The organism is Staphylococcus sp. HMSC069E10 (assembly GCF_001809205.1).
Lineage (GTDB): Bacteria > Bacillota > Bacilli > Staphylococcales > Staphylococcaceae > Staphylococcus > Staphylococcus hominis.
The window spans coordinates 20179-36014 of the sequence record NZ_KV796473.1 but is presented as its reverse complement, the minus strand read 5'-3'; the positions used below and the strand labels follow the sequence as shown (position 1 = coordinate 36014).

Here is a 15836-nt window from a genome sequence, read left to right as displayed (position 1 = left end):
CTTTTTTAATTAACTCTTTTAAATTTACGCTCTATTTGTTCTAAATCATTTTTTATACTGCCATCTAATACAGTAGTCCCAACTTTTGCTCTAAAACCGCCAATTAAGTTAGGATTTATTTTAGTTGTAATATGTACTTTAGACAATTTAGTTTTGTTAAGAATTACACTTTCAATACGAGATAATTCTTCTTCATTCAATTGATATACAGATTCAACCAAAGCATCACCTTGATTATAATGATGGTCATACAAATGTTTAAATTCTTTAAAGATAGAATGGATAAGCGCTAAATGACGATTATTTGCTAAAATCATTAGCATATTTTTTAAGTAATAGTTCGCATCCCCAAATACAATACCTGCGAATTTACGTCGTTCAGAAGCAGGCTGATTAGGATTTGAATCAATTGCTTTTAAATCATCAATGTAATTTAAAGTTGCATGACTAACTTCTTGTAATTCTTCATACATTAAATCTAATCGATCTTTATCTATAGAGACATCAAATAAAGCTTTAGCATATTTTTTTGCTACATCTGCCATTATTTATCGCCTGCCTCTTTAAGATACTTATCAACGAGACCTTTTTGATCTTGTTCTGAAATTTCTTTTTGTAAAACTTTAGAAGCTATTAAAACAGATAACTCAGAAACTTGATTATTAATATCTGCAAGAGCGCGTTCTTTTTCACTGTTGATTTCACTTTGTGCTGTTTCAATCATACCGTTTGCACGTTCATGTGCATCTTTAATAATTTCTTCATGTTGTTTACGTGCTTGAATTCTTGCATCCTCAAGAATATGATGAACTTCATCTTGTGTTTCTTTAAGTGTCTTTTTATTTTCTTCTTCAAGTTTTTGTGCATTCAATTTTGCTTCTTCAGCTTCGTCAATATCTCTATTGATATCGCGTTCACGTTTATCCATTACTTCTTTTAATGGACCCCAAGCAAATTTTTTCAATAACGCTAATAGGATTATAAATGTAATAATTGTAACAATTGTTGTTCCCCATTCAACGCCACCTGTAGTTGCACCTAAAACAAATGAATTAGTTAATGCGTTCACTGGCATTTGACACTCCTTTCATTATTAATCATCACTTTGCCACTAAATAAAACGAATGGCGAAGATCAAAGAGACTTCGCCTCGAACATTTCTTATCTGAATAATGTCATGAATGAGATAACAACGCCGATGATTGGTAATGCTTCAACTAAACCAATACCAATGAACATAATACTCATTAATTGACCACGTGCTTCTGGTTGACGTGCTACACCTTCAACTGTTCTTGAAACAATAAGACCGTTACCGATACCAGCACCTAATGCTGATAAACCGATTGCAATTGCTGCTGCGATTAAACCCATATTAATAATTCCTCCTAAAATGTTTGTTTATGTTAATGTGCGTCCGCAACTTTATGGGACATGTAAACCATAGATAGCATAATAAAGATATATGCTTGGATTGTACCGACAAAGATTGAGAATCCTTGCCATATAATTAAGCCAGGAATACTAATTATCCAGCCCCAGCCGTTTTGGAAAAACAGGCCAGCTAATAGTGATAATAGTAACTCACCAGCAAAAATATTACCGTAAAGACGTAAACCTAGTGTTAATGTTGAAGAGAATTCTTCAAAGACATTAATAATTGCTAATGGCCAGAAAGGTTTAAAGTAATTACCAACATATGCTTTTGTTCCACGCATTTTAACACCATAGTAATGTGTTAATAAAATCATCATCGTAGATAACGTCAACGTTACAGTCGCGTCAGCAGTTGGAGATTTCCACCATAAATAATGATCATGTGTAACAATTGCAAATGGTAAACCTAGCATATTGGCAACAAAAATAAATAAAATTAATGTTACCGCCAAGAAGTGAAATTGACCACCTTTTTTCCAAGCCATGTTACTCTCAATAATGCCTCTTACAAAATCGAAAATCCATTCGATAAAGTTTTGTTTGCCACTAGGTCTTTTCTTAAGATTACGCGTACAAACAATAGCTATTATAAAAACAATAATAGCAGTAATAATAAGCATCATAATACTTGCTAAGTTGAAAACAATATCAAATCCAAACACATTCCAACTTACGAGTGGGGATTTGTGATCCATGTACTCACCTCTTTCTGTATATAGTTTACTATTTTAGCAAGAGAGGGCGAAAAATGATTAATACATAAGAAATCATAAGGCCTATCATTATACCAATGATATTTACATTCTCTTTAAAGACAACCCATACTATACATGCAATAATTGCGACTAAGTATCTCCATACATTACCTGTAGAAATATGTATATTATCTGGTTGTTTTGCCCTAGAAAGATATATCTCAAAAATGTATGTGTTGATTAGAGACCCAAGTGTCCCAATTATTAAGCCTAATAAAAAAGAATTAGATTTAATAAAATACAAAATACTTAACAATATTAAAAAATAAATGTAATATTGAATGAATTGTCTAAATATGATGCTGAACCGTTTCATTCTTTGTGCCTCCAAAACTTATGACAATCATGGAAACCGTTCCACTCATACAATTTCAATAATAATATAGGGTAATTTATGTGTCAATTCTATTCAAATTGTTGTTTAATTTAACACCAATATTGTCATAAAATGTTCACAAATAAATCAACAATTTTTTAACTTTTCAAATTCTTTAGGTATTTCTTCAGTTAATCCTAAATAGTATTTAATACTATCACATATACGTTCAGATGCCTTTCCATCTCCATAAGGATTTTGAGCATAGGCCATATTATTATAAACTTGTTTGTTCTTTAATAATTTTCTTATTTCTTGATACACATGTGTATACTCTGTTCCAATTACTTTTAATGTTCCAGCTTCTACACCTTCAGGTCTTTCAGTTACATCTCTAAGAACTAAAACTGGTTTATTTAATGATGGTGCTTCTTCTTGAATGCCTCCAGAATCAGTCAAAATTAAATAAGCATGATTAGCAAAATTATGAAAATCGACAACATCTAATGGTTCAATAAGCTCTATCCTTGGATGATTTTCTAAATAATCGTATGATAGTTTTCTAACTTCGGGATTCATATGTAAAGGAAAAACTACTACAACGTCTTCAATATCTTCAACGATATCTCTAACTGCTTTGAAAATATGTTCCATAGGTTTTCCAATATTCTCTCTACGATGAACGGTCAGCAATACAATTTTTTTATTTTTATGCTTTTCTATCAACTCAGAAGTATAATTTTTATTAATTGTAAAATTTAGTGTATCAATGGCAGTATTGCCAGTAATCACTATAGATGTCTTATCTTTATTTTCTTGAATTAGATTGCGTTTTGCACCAATAGTAGGAGCAAAGTGTAAATCGGCAATGTTACTAACCATCTGCCGATTTATTTCTTCTGGAAAAGGCGCATATTTATTCCCACTTCTAAGACCAGCTTCTACGTGGCCTACAGAGGTATGATTATAAAATGCTGCTAATGCGCCAGAAAAAGTAGTTGTTGTATCACCATGAACAAGTACCATATCTGGACATTCTTTTTTCATAATTTGCTCAAGTTGAATAATAGATTTAGCTGTTATTTCTGAAAGAGTTTGCCCTTTTTTCATAATATTCAAATCATAATGTGGTTTTATGTTGAATGTTTTTAAAACTGAATCAAGCATTTCTCTATGTTGAGCAGTTACAACAATAATTGGTTCTAGCATTGAATCTTTTTCAAGTGCTTTAACTAAAGGTGCCATTTTAATTGCTTCCGGTCTTGTACCAAAGACTGTCATAATCTTTCTCATAATATTTACTCCTATAGTACTATTTAGTACCAAATAATCTATCCCCAGCATCTCCTAAACCAGGTGTAATATATGCTTTTTCATTAAGTTTTTCATCTAAAGCTGCAATATAGATATCAACATCTTCATGCGCTTCTTGCATTTTTTCAACACCCTCAGGTGCGGCAATTAAACACATAAAACGAATATTCTTTGCACCTCGATTTTTTAGTGAATTGATTGCTTCGATTGCTGAAGCGCCTGTAGCTAACATTGGATCAACTACTATAATTTCACGTTCATCGATATCTTGAGGTAATTTAGCAAAATATTCTACTGCTTTTAATGTTTTAGGATCACGATACAAACCAATATGTCCTACACGAGCAGCTGGAACTAAGCTTAATACACCATCTGTCATCCCTAATCCTGCTCTTAAAATAGGTACAATTGCTAATTTTTTTCCAGCTAATCGTTTTGCTGTCATAGTTGTTACAGGTGTTTCAATTTCTACATCTTGCAATTGTAAATCTCTTGTAACTTCATATGCCATTAGCATACCTACTTCATCAACAAGCTCTCTAAATTCTTTTGTTCCAGTATTTTTATCACGAATGTAACTCAATTTATGTTGAATGAGTGGGTGATCAAATACATGTACTTTACTCATAATTCATTTCCTCCATTTATGTTGTTATTCATATAGCGGATATTGTTGAGTCAATTGTTTTACTCTATCACTAGCTTCTTTCAATTTTGCTTGGTCATTTGAATTTTTTAATGCTGTACTGATAATTAAAGCAACTTCTTTAAATGCTACTTCATCAAAACCACGCGTCGTTGCAGCAGGAGTGCCTAGTCTAATTCCACTTGTAACGAATGGTTTCTCCTGATCAAAAGGTATTGTATTTTTATTACATGTAATACCAATTGAATCTAATGTTTCTTCAGCCTGTTTACCCGTTAAATTAACTGATTGTTTCACATCTACTGAAATTAGATGATTATCTGTACCTCCTGAAACAATTCTAAATCCTTCATTTTGAAGTGTTTCAGCTAAAGTTTTAGCATTTTTAATGACTTGTTCTTGATACACTTTGAAATCTGGTTCTAAAGCTTCTCCAAAAGCAACAGTTTTTGCAGCAATCACATGTTCTAGTGGTCCACCTTGAATTCCAGGAAATATTGTCTTATCTATCTCTTTTTTATACTTTTCCTTGCAAAGAATCAGGCCTCCACGTGGTCCTCTCAACGTTTTATGAGTTGTACTGGTAACAAAGTCAGCATATTCTACAGGATTAGGATGTAATCCAGTTGCTACTAAACCTGCAATGTGTGCCATATCAACCATTAATTTAGCACCAACTTCATCAGCAATTTCTTTAAATTTCTTAAAATCTAATTGTCTAGAATACGCTGACGTACCAGCTACAATTAATTTAGGCTTATGTTTCTGTGCCAATTCACGAATTTCATCATAATTAATTCTTTCAGTTTCTTTATCTACGCCATAATCGATAAAGTTATAAAACTTACCACTAAAATTAACTGAAGCACCGTGAGTTAAATGACCACCATGACTTAAATTCATTCCAAGCACAGTATCTCCCATCTCTAAAGCAACTAAATACACTGCCATATTAGCTTGAGAACCTGAATGGGGTTGTACATTTGCATGTTCAGCTCCGAATAAAGCTTTGATACGTTCAATAGCTATTGTTTCCGTAACATCAACATATTCACAACCACCATAGTAACGACGACCTGGATAGCCTTCTGCATATTTATTTGTCATTACAGATCCTTGCGCTTCCATTACCGCTTCTGAAACGAAGTTCTCTGAAGCAATGAGCTCAATATTATTGTTTTGACGGTTGTATTCATTTTGAATCGCTTCATAAATAATGTGATCTTGTTCTTTAATATAAGACATATATTCCCCTTCTTCCTTTAGAACTTATTCATATTTAGCTCTTTCTCCACCAATTTTTTTTGGTCTTGAAGTAGCGATTGTAACTGTAGCTTCACCAACTTTTTTAACGCTTGTTCTCAACGGAACACAAACATGATTAATGTGCATTCCAATAAGCGTTTGACCAATATCAATACCTTTAGGCACTTTTATATATTCAATGACTATTGGATCTTTCATATGTTGATAGGCATATGTAGCAAGACTTCCTCCTGCATGAACATCTGGTACAACAGTTACTTCTTCCATAGTAAATGGATTATAATCTTCACGCTCAATTGTAATCGCCCTATTAATATGTTCACAACCTTGAAACGCAAATGAAACGCCCGTTTCACGTTTTATACGTTCCAATTCATTAAAAATAGTTTCAGCAACTTCCATTGAACCAACTGACCCAATTTTTTCCCCAATTACTTCAGAAGTTGAACATCCTATCACACAAATCTCATCTTTTTTGAAAAACGATTGAGTTTTCAATTCATCCAGTAAAGTTGTAAGTTCTTGCATATTATTTCACCTCACTTGCAAAGATAAAAAGAAGCATAGCTGACAAGCTATACTTCTTTATTATAACTTATTTATTACTCAACTTATACTATTAGCGTAATATTTCTCTTTATTCCTCGTGTTTCAATTTGCTAATAAGAGAATATAATTGATTAAATGTGTGACGATAGGTATCTATGCTACCGCCAAATGGATCATCTATTTCACCTGTTTCTGATACATACTCACATAATGTATAAATAGGATATTCTGTCCCAAATTGACTGATTAACTGTCGTTTATGACTATTGGTCATCGTTAAAATTAAATCACTTTTTAAGTCATCTTGACTGAATATTTGAGATACAGAGGGTTCTGGTAAATTATTTTCTAAAATAACTTCTAATGCTTCAGGAGTAATGGATTGTCCATTCATTGCAAATAATCCACGTGATTGAATAGAATCGTTAGGTAGAAGCGCTGTAGCTATACTTTCAGCAATAGGACTTCTACAAGTATTTCCAGTACATACAAATATTATCTTCATAATTCTCTTCCTTTAACTATTTGATTTCCCGTTGCTTTTAGCATACGATTCATAACTGCTTCAGAACCTTCAATATTATCAAAAGTATAAATAAATGCTTTTTTTATTCGTTCATCATCATCAATGTCATGTAAAATTTTATATAAGTTATGATTAGCCCCTTTAACATCTCTTTGATTTTCACAAAGAGAGATAAATATACCATCTTTAGGTACATACTTTTTCATACTAGAAGGTAAAACAAATGCTAACCCTGATTCATTTAACTCAGAAATAGGTTGTGTCAATTCAGTTAACATATATACAGGTGTTTTAGGTGCATAGTGTTTATATTTCATACCTGGTGCTATGGGACGTTCTAATTGATTATAATCATATTGAATGACGCTGTGAGGTACCACCTGATTAAGCATTGTTTGAGTAATTGATCCTGGTCTTGCTATTCTAAAAGGAAATTGGGTACAATCTAAAACTGTACTCTCCAAGCCTTCTTCACTTTGATCGCCATTCACAATACCATCTATTTTTCCATTTAAATCATTATAAACATGTTGAAATGTCGTTGGAGAAGGTCTTCCGCTTATATTTGCACTGGGTGCTGCGATTGGTAAATCAACATATTCTAATATTGCTCTTCCAATTGGATGACTTGGCATTCTTACAGCAATAGAATTAAGACCACCTGTCACTTTCTCACATAAATATCCTTGTTTTAAAGGAAGAATAAACGAGATGGGGCCAGGCCAAAATGCATTCATTAATTTCTTAGCTTCCTTAGGGATAGTTGATACAAATGCATCCATTTGTGATTGCTTGTAAATATGAACAATCAGTGGGTTATCAGACGGGCGTCCTTTGGCTTTATAAATGTTTTCTACTGCCTGTTCATTTTTAGCATTGGCACCTAAACCGTACACTGTTTCAGTAGGTATCGCAATTAGGCCACCATTTTCATAAATAGTTTTTATTTCTGCTAATTGAGAAAACGTGTGGGGATCTTGACTATAATCTTTCATATTCCATATATTTGTTTTCACTTTGATCACACCTTTCACATATGTGAAATTATTAAAGTAAAAGAAGTGGGTTAGAAAATAATACATTTCTTTCCCACTCCACTATTACCACTTAAATGAAATCATTCTATTTAATCCGTTAATATCTTTCAAGAGATTTACATTCACATGCGGATATTTATTTATAATACGTGCTTTTAATATTTCTCCTTGATTATATCCAATTTCAAAAGTTACATAAGCCCCTTTATTAAGTACTTTTGGTAAATCATCTAGAATCATCTCATAAATTTCATACCCTTCATCCTCAGCAAATAACGCGATATGAGGTTCATACTTTACTACCGTATCTTCCATATCTTTCATCTCAGTTTGATCAATATAAGGAGGGTTTGAAATTAAGCCATCTAATTTAATATTTTCTTTAATAAGTGGTTTAAGGGCGTTACCTTTTAGAAATCTGATATCCGCTTTTAATTGATGTGCATTATCAGATGCTACCTCTAGAGTATCTTCAATAAGATCTGTGGCTATTACATTTAAGGTTGGATTTAGTTTTTTAAGTACAATTGCAATCGCTCCACTGCCTGTTCCTATATCAGCAATTGTACTTCCATCTTTACAATGCTCTAAAAAATGAAGCATAACTTCTTCTGTTTCTGGACGTGGAATAAGACATTGAGAATTTACTTGTAATTGATATCCATAAAATGATTGAAAACCAACAATATATTGAATAGGCTCTCCTAATAACATACGGTCTAATGCAAGTGAAAATTTTGCTTCTTCAGCTTGAGACATCTCATCATACATATGCATTAAATAATCAGTCCTAGACCATTTAAATAAGTCTAACATCAGCCATTCCGCTCTAGATTGCTCAAATCCTTTTTCTTTTGTTAATTCAATCGCTTCTTGTAAGGTATCTTTAAAGCTCGCCATTATTTAGTTCTTTCAGTTTTTCAGTTTGCTCAGAAAGTGTTAATGCATCAATAATTTCATCCAATTTACCTTCCATAATTTGGTCGAGCTTTTGTAAAGTTAAACCAATTCGATGATCTGTCACACGACTTTGAGGATAATTATAAGTTCGTACACGTTCAGAACGATCTCCTGTCCCTACAGCTGATTTACGTTGAGCTGCATACTTTTGCTGTTCTTCTTGTAATTTCATATCATATAATCGTGCTTTTAATACTTTTAATGCTTTTTCACGGTTTTGAATTTGTGATTTTTCTGAAGACGTTGCAATAATACCGGTTGGAATATGTGTAATACGCACAGCAGAGTCTGTAGTATTAACGTGTTGACCACCAGCACCACTTGAACGATACGTATCAATTTTCAAATCTTCATTACGCACTTCAATTTCTACATCTTCAACTTCAGGTAATACAGCTACAGTCGCTGTAGATGTATGAATACGTCCTCCAGATTCTGTTTCGGGCACACGTTGTACACGATGAGCACCATTTTCAAATTTCAACTTACTATAGGCACCACTACCTGAAACTGAAAAACTGATTTCTTTATATCCACCATGATCACTTTCTGCCGCTTCAACAATTTCAGTTTTAAAATTTTGAGATTCCGCATATTTTGTATACATTCTTAATAAATCGCCTGCGAAAATAGCTGCTTCATCTCCACCAGCTGCTGCTCTAATTTCGACAATAACGTCTTTTTCATCGTTTGGATCTTTAGGAATTAACAAGAATTTAAGTTGTTCTTCTAATTCAGGAAGTTCACTTTTTAATCCAGATGCTTCTTCTTTTAACATTTCAATTTCTTCTTTATCATCTGTTTCAGTTAGCATTTCATCTATTTCTGCTACTTCTTCTTTTTTACTTTTGTAATCTCTATAAACATCTACTGTTTTCTGTAAATCAGCTTGCTCTTTAGAATATTTTCGTAATTTATCTGGATCGTTGACGATTTCTGGATCACTTAACATTTCATTTAACTGTTCATATCTTTCTTCAACAATATCTAATTGATCAAACACTATATTTCCTCCTTGTCATTGATGCTAGGTGCTACAATATGATGTGCTCTGCATCTTGGCTCATAACTTTCATTTGCTCCTACTAATATAATTGGGTCATCAATTCTTGCTGGTTGTCCATCGATTAAACGTTGCGTCCGACTTGATGACGAACCACATACTGCACAAACGGCTTGTAATTTGGTCACTTGTTCACTTACAGCCATAATTTGAGGCATGGGGTCAAAAGGTTCACCTCTAAAGTCCATGTCTAAACCTGCTACTACAACTCTATGACCCTCTTCAGCTAGCTTTTCTACTATATGTACAATTTCATTATCAAAAAATTGAATTTCATCTATCCCTATGACATCAAATTGAGATAAATTTTGTAATAGTATTTCTCTAGCTGTTGAAATATTAATGGCTTCTAGTTCATTACCATCATGTGATACAACTTTTTCTTTATGATACCGGTCATCAATAGCCGGTTTAAATACGATTACTTTTTGTTTAGCATAAATTCCTCTTCTTAATCGACGAATTAATTCTTCCGATTTACCACTAAACATACTTCCAGTAATGCATTCAATCCAACCAGAATGGTAAGTTTCATACATTATAAGTTCCACCTTTTTCAAAACATAATCGCTTAATTATATCATATTTTCGTTTATTATAAATGAGTTTATTACTGGGTTATCATTGAACAAATGAATAAAATAGTTTAGAAATAAAAAAATACCTGCTTAATTCTATACATAATAGATTAGGCAGGCATTTTAAGTTCAAAATTAATTGTTGTTTGATTTGAGACCAAACTTTTTGTTGAAACGTTCCACACGACCATCCGCAGCAGCGAATTTTTGACGTCCTGTGTAGAATGGATGTGAATCAGATGATACATCTAAGCGAATAACTGGGTATTCGTTACCATCTTCCCATTCCATTGTTTCTGAAGAAGTTTTAGTAGAACCACTTAAGAATTTAAAGTTAGTTGTTGTATCTAAAAAGATGACTTTGTGGTAATCAGGATGAATTCCTTGTTTCATTTTTTTCAGCTCCTTTGCCCTGAACCATCTGGAACAGAGTTATTTGTGAGTTTTTACCCAATACTGTGTAATTATAATAGTTATTGAAGGAAAACGCAACCCTCAATCATATATTTTAGATAATTGGTTTTCCTGTTTTTGTACTTTCAGCGGCTGCCTTTTGCAATTGTTCAAAAAATTCTTTGTTATTTTCTGAACGTTTTAATTTTCTTATAAAACGCTCTGTAAAATCGGTAGAATCAGTAAACATATTTCTAAGTTGCCATAATGAGTCTAATTCGGACTTGCTAATTAATAATTCTTCTTTACGTGTAGAACTACGTCCAATATCAATAGCTGGGAATATTCGACGTTCGGATAATTTACGATCAAGATGAAGTTCCATATTACCTGTACCTTTGAACTCTTCATAAATCATATCATCCATACGTGAACCTGTATCTACTAAAGCTGTTGCTAAAATAGTTAGGCTACCACCTGCTTCAATATTACGCGCAGCACCGAAAAATGCTTTAGGCTTATGTAAGGATGCTGGATCCAAACCACCTGACAATGTTCTACCACTAGGCGGGATAACAAGATTATATGCTCTTGCTAAACGCGTAATAGAGTCCATCAAGATAATGACATCTTGTCCTATCTCTACAAGACGTTTTGCTCTTTCTAGTAATAACTCTGCTACCTTAACGTGGTGTTGAGGAGGTTCATCAAAAGTGGAATGTACTACTTCTGCTGACTCTACTGAACGCTCTATATCAGTTACCTCTTCAGGTCGTTCACCTACTAATAATATAAATAATTTAGCATCTGGTTTATTTGTACTAATTGCATTTGCAATTTCTTTAAGTAATGACGTTTTACCAGCTTTAGGAGGAGCAACAATAAGACCACGTTGACCTAAACCAATTGGAGTAACTAAATCCATAATTCGAGTAGAATAGTTTTGAGGCTCTGTTTCAAGAATAATTCTTTCCTCTGGGTATAACGGAGTAAGTGCTTGGAAATGAGGACGTTTTTTTACAACTTCTGCATTTTCATCATTAACAAAGTCAACTTGTAGAAGTCCATAGTATTTTTCATTGTCTTTAGGCTTTCGTACTTTTCCAGTTACTTTATCGCCTCGTTTAATTTCAAAACGTCTAATTTGACTCGCTGATATATATATATCTTTTTCACCTTTAGAATAATTAACGGTTCTTAAGAAACCATATCCATCAGGTTGTATATCATCTAAAACACCCTCCATATAGTAATTTCCATCTTTTTCCATTTGAGCTTCCATAATTGCCAAGACAAGCTCACTTTTATTCAATTTACTATAATTAGTTAGTTTTAATGATTTTGCTTTTTGCGTAAGTTCTTTTGTCGTATAATTTTTATACAATTCATGAAAAGATTCATATTGTGGTGATGTTCGTTCTCTTTCAGGCATAAATTGCACCCATTTCTTATATTTTTATAAAAATCATCTAGCTACTAGCATTGTCAAATCATCTAAATGATTATAACTTAAATGTTTTAAACGTTAGCATCTTAAATACTAGAATTAATATAGCAAATTTTTAATTTAATTACAAAATGATTTTATTAAATTTCAAAAAATAAAACAGCTCATGGAACTAAAACGATTCCATGAACTGTATTTATATTAAAATATTTCATTATACTTAATTATTTAAAATAACCAGCAATTGATTTTACTTCTAAGAACTCTTCAATTCCGTAGTCGCCCCATTCACGACCGATACCAGATTGTTTATAACCACCAAATGGTAAATAAGGTTCGTTTGGAGATTCATTAATTTGAATTCTACCTGCCTCAATTGAACGTGCTACTTTTTGAAGTGTTTCTTTATCTTTACCAATTACATATCCTGCTAAACCATATTTAGTATCATTAGCAATTTCGATTGCTTCGTCTAAATCATTATATGTGATTACTGAAACAACTGGACCAAAAATTTCTTCTTGTGCAATAGTCATATCATTTTTAACATTTACAAAAATAGTTGGTCTAGCAAAATAACCTGTATCTAATCCTTCTGGTTTACCTGGACCGCCATATAATAATTCAGCGCCTTCTTCAATACCTTTATCAATATAAGATTGTACTGTGTCGAATTGTTTTTTACTAATGATTGGTCCTACTTGAGTATTTTTATCAAGTGGATCGCCAACTTTAACATTACTAAACTCTTCTTTTAAGGCAGTTAAGAATTCTTGTTTAATACTTTCTGGAACTAAGATTCTTGTTCCTGCAGTACATACTTGACCAGTATTATTAACAACCTTTCCAGTTGTAGCTTTTGCAGCTTCTTTAATATCTACATCGTCAAGTACGATATATGGTGATTTGCCACCTAATTCAAGAGATACTTTTTTGATATCTTTAGCTGCTTTTTCCATAATTTTAGAACCTGTAGCTCCAGAACCAGTGAATGACATCATTCTAACTTTAGGATGTTCGCTTAATGGATTACCTACACCTTCACCATCACCATTAACTAAGTTAAATACACCTTTAGGAACGCCTGCTTTTTCAAAGATTTCAGCTAAAATTATTGCAGCAAATGGTGTTTCTTCAGAAGGTTTTAACACAACTGGACTACCTGCAGCAAATGCTGCTGCTAATTTAAGAGATGTTTGATTAGTTGGGAAATTCCATGGTGTAACTAATCCAGAAACGCCAATCGCTTCTTTAGTTACCAAATCATCTCCACGACGTTCTTCAAATTCAAATGAATCTAAAGCTCTACGTGCTTCTGAAAAGTGTTGTAAACCCATTTGATAATGAACATTTTCTGAAACAGTTAGTGGAGCACCTAACTCTGCAGTAATTGCTTCAATAATATCTTGTTTTCTATTTTTATATTCTTCTACTATTCTATCTAGTAGTTGTTTTCTTTCTTCAACTGAACTATGGCGAAATTCTAAATATACGTCATGAGCAGCTTGAACCGCTTTTTCTACGTCTTTTTCATTACCTTTTGCAACTTTTCCAATAACTTCTTCTGTTGCTGGATTAATTACATCAATTGTTTCGTTACTTTCACTATCAATCCATTCACCATTAATATATTGTTGAGTATAATTTCTCATCAATGATTCACTCCTTAAGAATGTGTATGTCTAATATATATCCGATTTGATGTTATTTAAACATAATTAAAAGGTTAAAGTTTATATAAACTCCAACCTTTTAACTATATTATTTAACTGAATCGTTATGTTCTAATGTGACGTAATCTCTAGCCCATGCTTCAATTGGTCTTAAAGCCTCAGCAAGTGCTTTTCCTTTATCGGTTAACTCATAAACGATAGAAACAGGACGTGTAGAAATGACTTTTTTGTCTACTAATTCCCACTCACCTAATTCTGTAAGCTTAATACTTAATGCACGTGGAGTAATTGTTTTTAAATCCCTTTTCATATCGGAAAAGTGTGCAGTATAATCAGCGCATCGAGATAGGTAATTAATGATTAAACCGTTCCAACTTCTACCAACAATTTTAAAGGTTTCTTCGAGATATGGACAGATTTCCATTGTCTTCACCTCTATTCAAAACTTCTTAAACATTGCAGGTATTTAATATACTTCAGCAATTAATATATTTAAGTATATCAAAAATAATTAAACTTGTTCAGTCCAAATATCCGCACCTAAATCTTTAAGATGTTTAACGATATCTGTATATCCTCTATAAATATGTTTAACATTATAAATTGTTGTAACACCTTCTGCTAGTAATCCAGCAATAATCAAGCAAGCTCCTGCACGTAGATCACTCGCATATACTTTGGCACCTTGAAGTTTAGAAGGTTTAATTGTTGCAGTACCAGTAGACGTATCTGCTTCAATACTAGCTCCCATATTTTTGAGCTCTTCTACATGGCGGAAACGAGCTGGATATATCGTTTCTGTAACGAAAGATGGACCATCTGTCATAAATAATAAAGGCGTAATAGGTTGTTGTAAGTCAGTAGCAAATCCAGGATATACTAATGTTTTAATATCTACATTTTTATATGATGATTTACCTTTAATTACTATTTGTTCTTTATCATCATCGATATCAATATCAACACCTAATTCATTTAGTTTAACTGTGAGCGCTTCTAAATGTTTAGGTACAATATTTTTAATTGTTACTTCGTCACCACAAGCAGCGGCAATACACATATACGTTCCCGCTTCAATTCTATCAGGAATCACTTGATATTCAGCTCCATGTAACTCTTCAACACCACTGATTTTTAGAGTACTCGTACCGGCGCCTTTGATATTTGCGCCTAAGCTATTTAAAAAGTTTGCTACATCTACTACTTCTGGTTCTTTGGCAGCATTTTCAATCGTTGTTTGCCCTTTTGCATGAACAGCTGCAAGCATAATGTTGATGGTTGCACCAACACTTACCATATCTAAAAAGATGTTGGCTCCGTGCAATTCTTTTGCTTCTATTTTCATTGATGTATCACTTGATTCATCAATTTCAGCACCTAAAGCTTTAAATCCTTTAATGTGTTGATCAATTGGACGTGGGCCCAATGGACAACCACCTGGTAAACCAATCACACATTTTTTAAAGCGACCTAACATGGCTCCCATCATGTAATAAGAAGCACGTAAAGATTCAACTTTGTTATTTGGTAACGGTGCATTTTTAATGTCTGTTGTATCAACTTCTAATGTTTTACCATTAAGATTTGTTTTAATATTTAAATCTTCTAATAAACTCACTAGTGTTTCAACATCTGAGATTTGCGGTAAACCGTCAATTTTCACTTGTCCTTGCGCTAATAGAGTAGCTGGAATAATAGCTACGGCACTATTTTTTGCACCACTAATTGTAACTTCACCCTTTAGTGGTTGACCACCTCGGATTTTAATTACTTCTTGACTCATTTATTTTTTCTCCTTTATTCGCCTTTTGTAAAATTATACATAATTCGCATTATAAATTATATATTATTTATTTGTAAAACACTAACTTTTAAA

Annotated in this window: 19 protein-coding genes; all 19 read right to left on the bottom strand. The window is 32.8% G+C overall.

All coding sequences use genetic code 11. The features are described from left to right. Nucleotides 1-5: 5 nt before the first annotated feature. Nucleotides 6-545, bottom strand: a complete 540-nt coding sequence (locus HMPREF2561_RS03150; RefSeq protein WP_049382314.1) for a F0F1 ATP synthase subunit delta — start codon at nt 543-545, stop codon at nt 6-8. Next, entirely contained in the window at nt 545-1075 is a 531-nt protein-coding gene (locus HMPREF2561_RS03145) for a F0F1 ATP synthase subunit B (RefSeq protein ID WP_017175131.1), read from the bottom strand. Before HMPREF2561_RS03145 ends, HMPREF2561_RS03150 begins: the two co-directional genes overlap by 1 nt. Nucleotides 1076-1161: 86 nt before the next feature. After that, nucleotides 1162-1374, bottom strand: coding sequence for a F0F1 ATP synthase subunit C (gene atpE, locus HMPREF2561_RS03140; RefSeq protein WP_002448651.1), 213 nt, complete (start codon nt 1372-1374; stop codon nt 1162-1164). 32 nt (nt 1375-1406) lie between these two features. Continuing rightward, nucleotides 1407-2132 carry a F0F1 ATP synthase subunit A gene (gene atpB / locus HMPREF2561_RS03135; protein WP_002448665.1) on the bottom strand — a complete coding sequence of 242 codons (726 nt, stop codon included), beginning with the start codon at nt 2130-2132 and terminating at the stop codon, nt 1407-1409. A 28-nt stretch (nt 2133-2160) separates the two neighbouring features. Then, a complete protein-coding gene (locus HMPREF2561_RS03130; RefSeq protein ID WP_017175130.1) occupies nt 2161-2508 on the bottom strand; it encodes an ATP synthase subunit I in 348 nt (115 codons plus the stop codon). A 147-nt stretch (nt 2509-2655) separates the two neighbouring features. Beyond that, on the bottom strand, nt 2656-3801 hold the full coding sequence (gene wecB / locus HMPREF2561_RS03125; RefSeq protein WP_048787787.1) for a non-hydrolyzing UDP-N-acetylglucosamine 2-epimerase: 1146 nt from the start codon (nt 3799-3801) through the stop codon (nt 2656-2658). Nucleotides 3802-3820: 19 nt separating this feature from the next. Next, entirely contained in the window at nt 3821-4450 is a 630-nt protein-coding gene (upp, locus tag HMPREF2561_RS03120) for a uracil phosphoribosyltransferase (RefSeq protein ID WP_017175128.1), read from the bottom strand. 24 nt (nt 4451-4474) lie between these two features. Next, nucleotides 4475-5713 (bottom strand): serine hydroxymethyltransferase, encoded by a 1239-nt coding sequence (glyA, locus tag HMPREF2561_RS03115; protein WP_070468333.1) that lies wholly within the window; start codon nt 5711-5713, stop codon nt 4475-4477. A 24-nt stretch (nt 5714-5737) separates the two neighbouring features. Further along, the gene (locus HMPREF2561_RS03110) at nt 5738-6262 is read right to left on the bottom strand and encodes a TIGR01440 family protein (protein ID WP_019835610.1); all 525 of its coding nucleotides are present in this window, start codon (nt 6260-6262) and stop codon (nt 5738-5740) included. Nucleotides 6263-6371: 109 nt separating this feature from the next. Then, nucleotides 6372-6788: a low molecular weight protein arginine phosphatase gene (locus tag HMPREF2561_RS03105; RefSeq protein WP_017175125.1), complete on the bottom strand. Its 417-nt coding sequence runs from the start codon at nt 6786-6788 to the stop codon at nt 6372-6374. Then, nucleotides 6785-7825: an L-threonylcarbamoyladenylate synthase gene (locus tag HMPREF2561_RS03100; protein WP_019835609.1), complete on the bottom strand. Its 1041-nt coding sequence runs from the start codon at nt 7823-7825 to the stop codon at nt 6785-6787. The genes HMPREF2561_RS03105 and HMPREF2561_RS03100 overlap by 4 nt, the downstream gene beginning before the upstream one ends. Nucleotides 7826-7909: 84 nt before the next feature. Next, nucleotides 7910-8746, bottom strand: a complete 837-nt coding sequence (gene prmC / locus HMPREF2561_RS03095; RefSeq protein ID WP_017175123.1) for a peptide chain release factor N(5)-glutamine methyltransferase — start codon at nt 8744-8746, stop codon at nt 7910-7912. After that, on the bottom strand, nt 8733-9809 hold the full coding sequence (prfA, locus tag HMPREF2561_RS03090; RefSeq protein WP_017175122.1) for a peptide chain release factor 1: 1077 nt from the start codon (nt 9807-9809) through the stop codon (nt 8733-8735). The genes prmC and prfA overlap by 14 nt, the downstream gene beginning before the upstream one ends. After that, nucleotides 9809-10408 (bottom strand): thymidine kinase, encoded by a 600-nt coding sequence (locus HMPREF2561_RS03085; RefSeq protein WP_017175121.1) that lies wholly within the window; start codon nt 10406-10408, stop codon nt 9809-9811. The genes prfA and HMPREF2561_RS03085 overlap by 1 nt, the downstream gene beginning before the upstream one ends. A 174-nt stretch (nt 10409-10582) precedes the next feature. Next, nucleotides 10583-10840, bottom strand: coding sequence for a type B 50S ribosomal protein L31 (locus HMPREF2561_RS03080; protein WP_002448672.1), 258 nt, complete (start codon nt 10838-10840; stop codon nt 10583-10585). A gap of 115 nt (nt 10841-10955) precedes the next feature. Further along, the gene (gene rho / locus HMPREF2561_RS03075) at nt 10956-12272 is read right to left on the bottom strand and encodes a transcription termination factor Rho (protein ID WP_017175120.1); all 1317 of its coding nucleotides are present in this window, start codon (nt 12270-12272) and stop codon (nt 10956-10958) included. 239 nt (nt 12273-12511) lie between these two features. Next, entirely contained in the window at nt 12512-13939 is a 1428-nt protein-coding gene (locus HMPREF2561_RS03070) for an aldehyde dehydrogenase family protein (protein WP_017175119.1), read from the bottom strand. A 109-nt stretch (nt 13940-14048) separates the two neighbouring features. Beyond that, nucleotides 14049-14384, bottom strand: a complete 336-nt coding sequence (locus HMPREF2561_RS03065) for a winged helix-turn-helix transcriptional regulator (protein WP_002488141.1) — start codon at nt 14382-14384, stop codon at nt 14049-14051. Nucleotides 14385-14471: 87 nt separating this feature from the next. Further along, nucleotides 14472-15743 (bottom strand): UDP-N-acetylglucosamine 1-carboxyvinyltransferase, encoded by a 1272-nt coding sequence (locus tag HMPREF2561_RS03060; RefSeq protein WP_019835606.1) that lies wholly within the window; start codon nt 15741-15743, stop codon nt 14472-14474. Between the last annotated feature and the right edge of the window lie 93 nt (nt 15744-15836).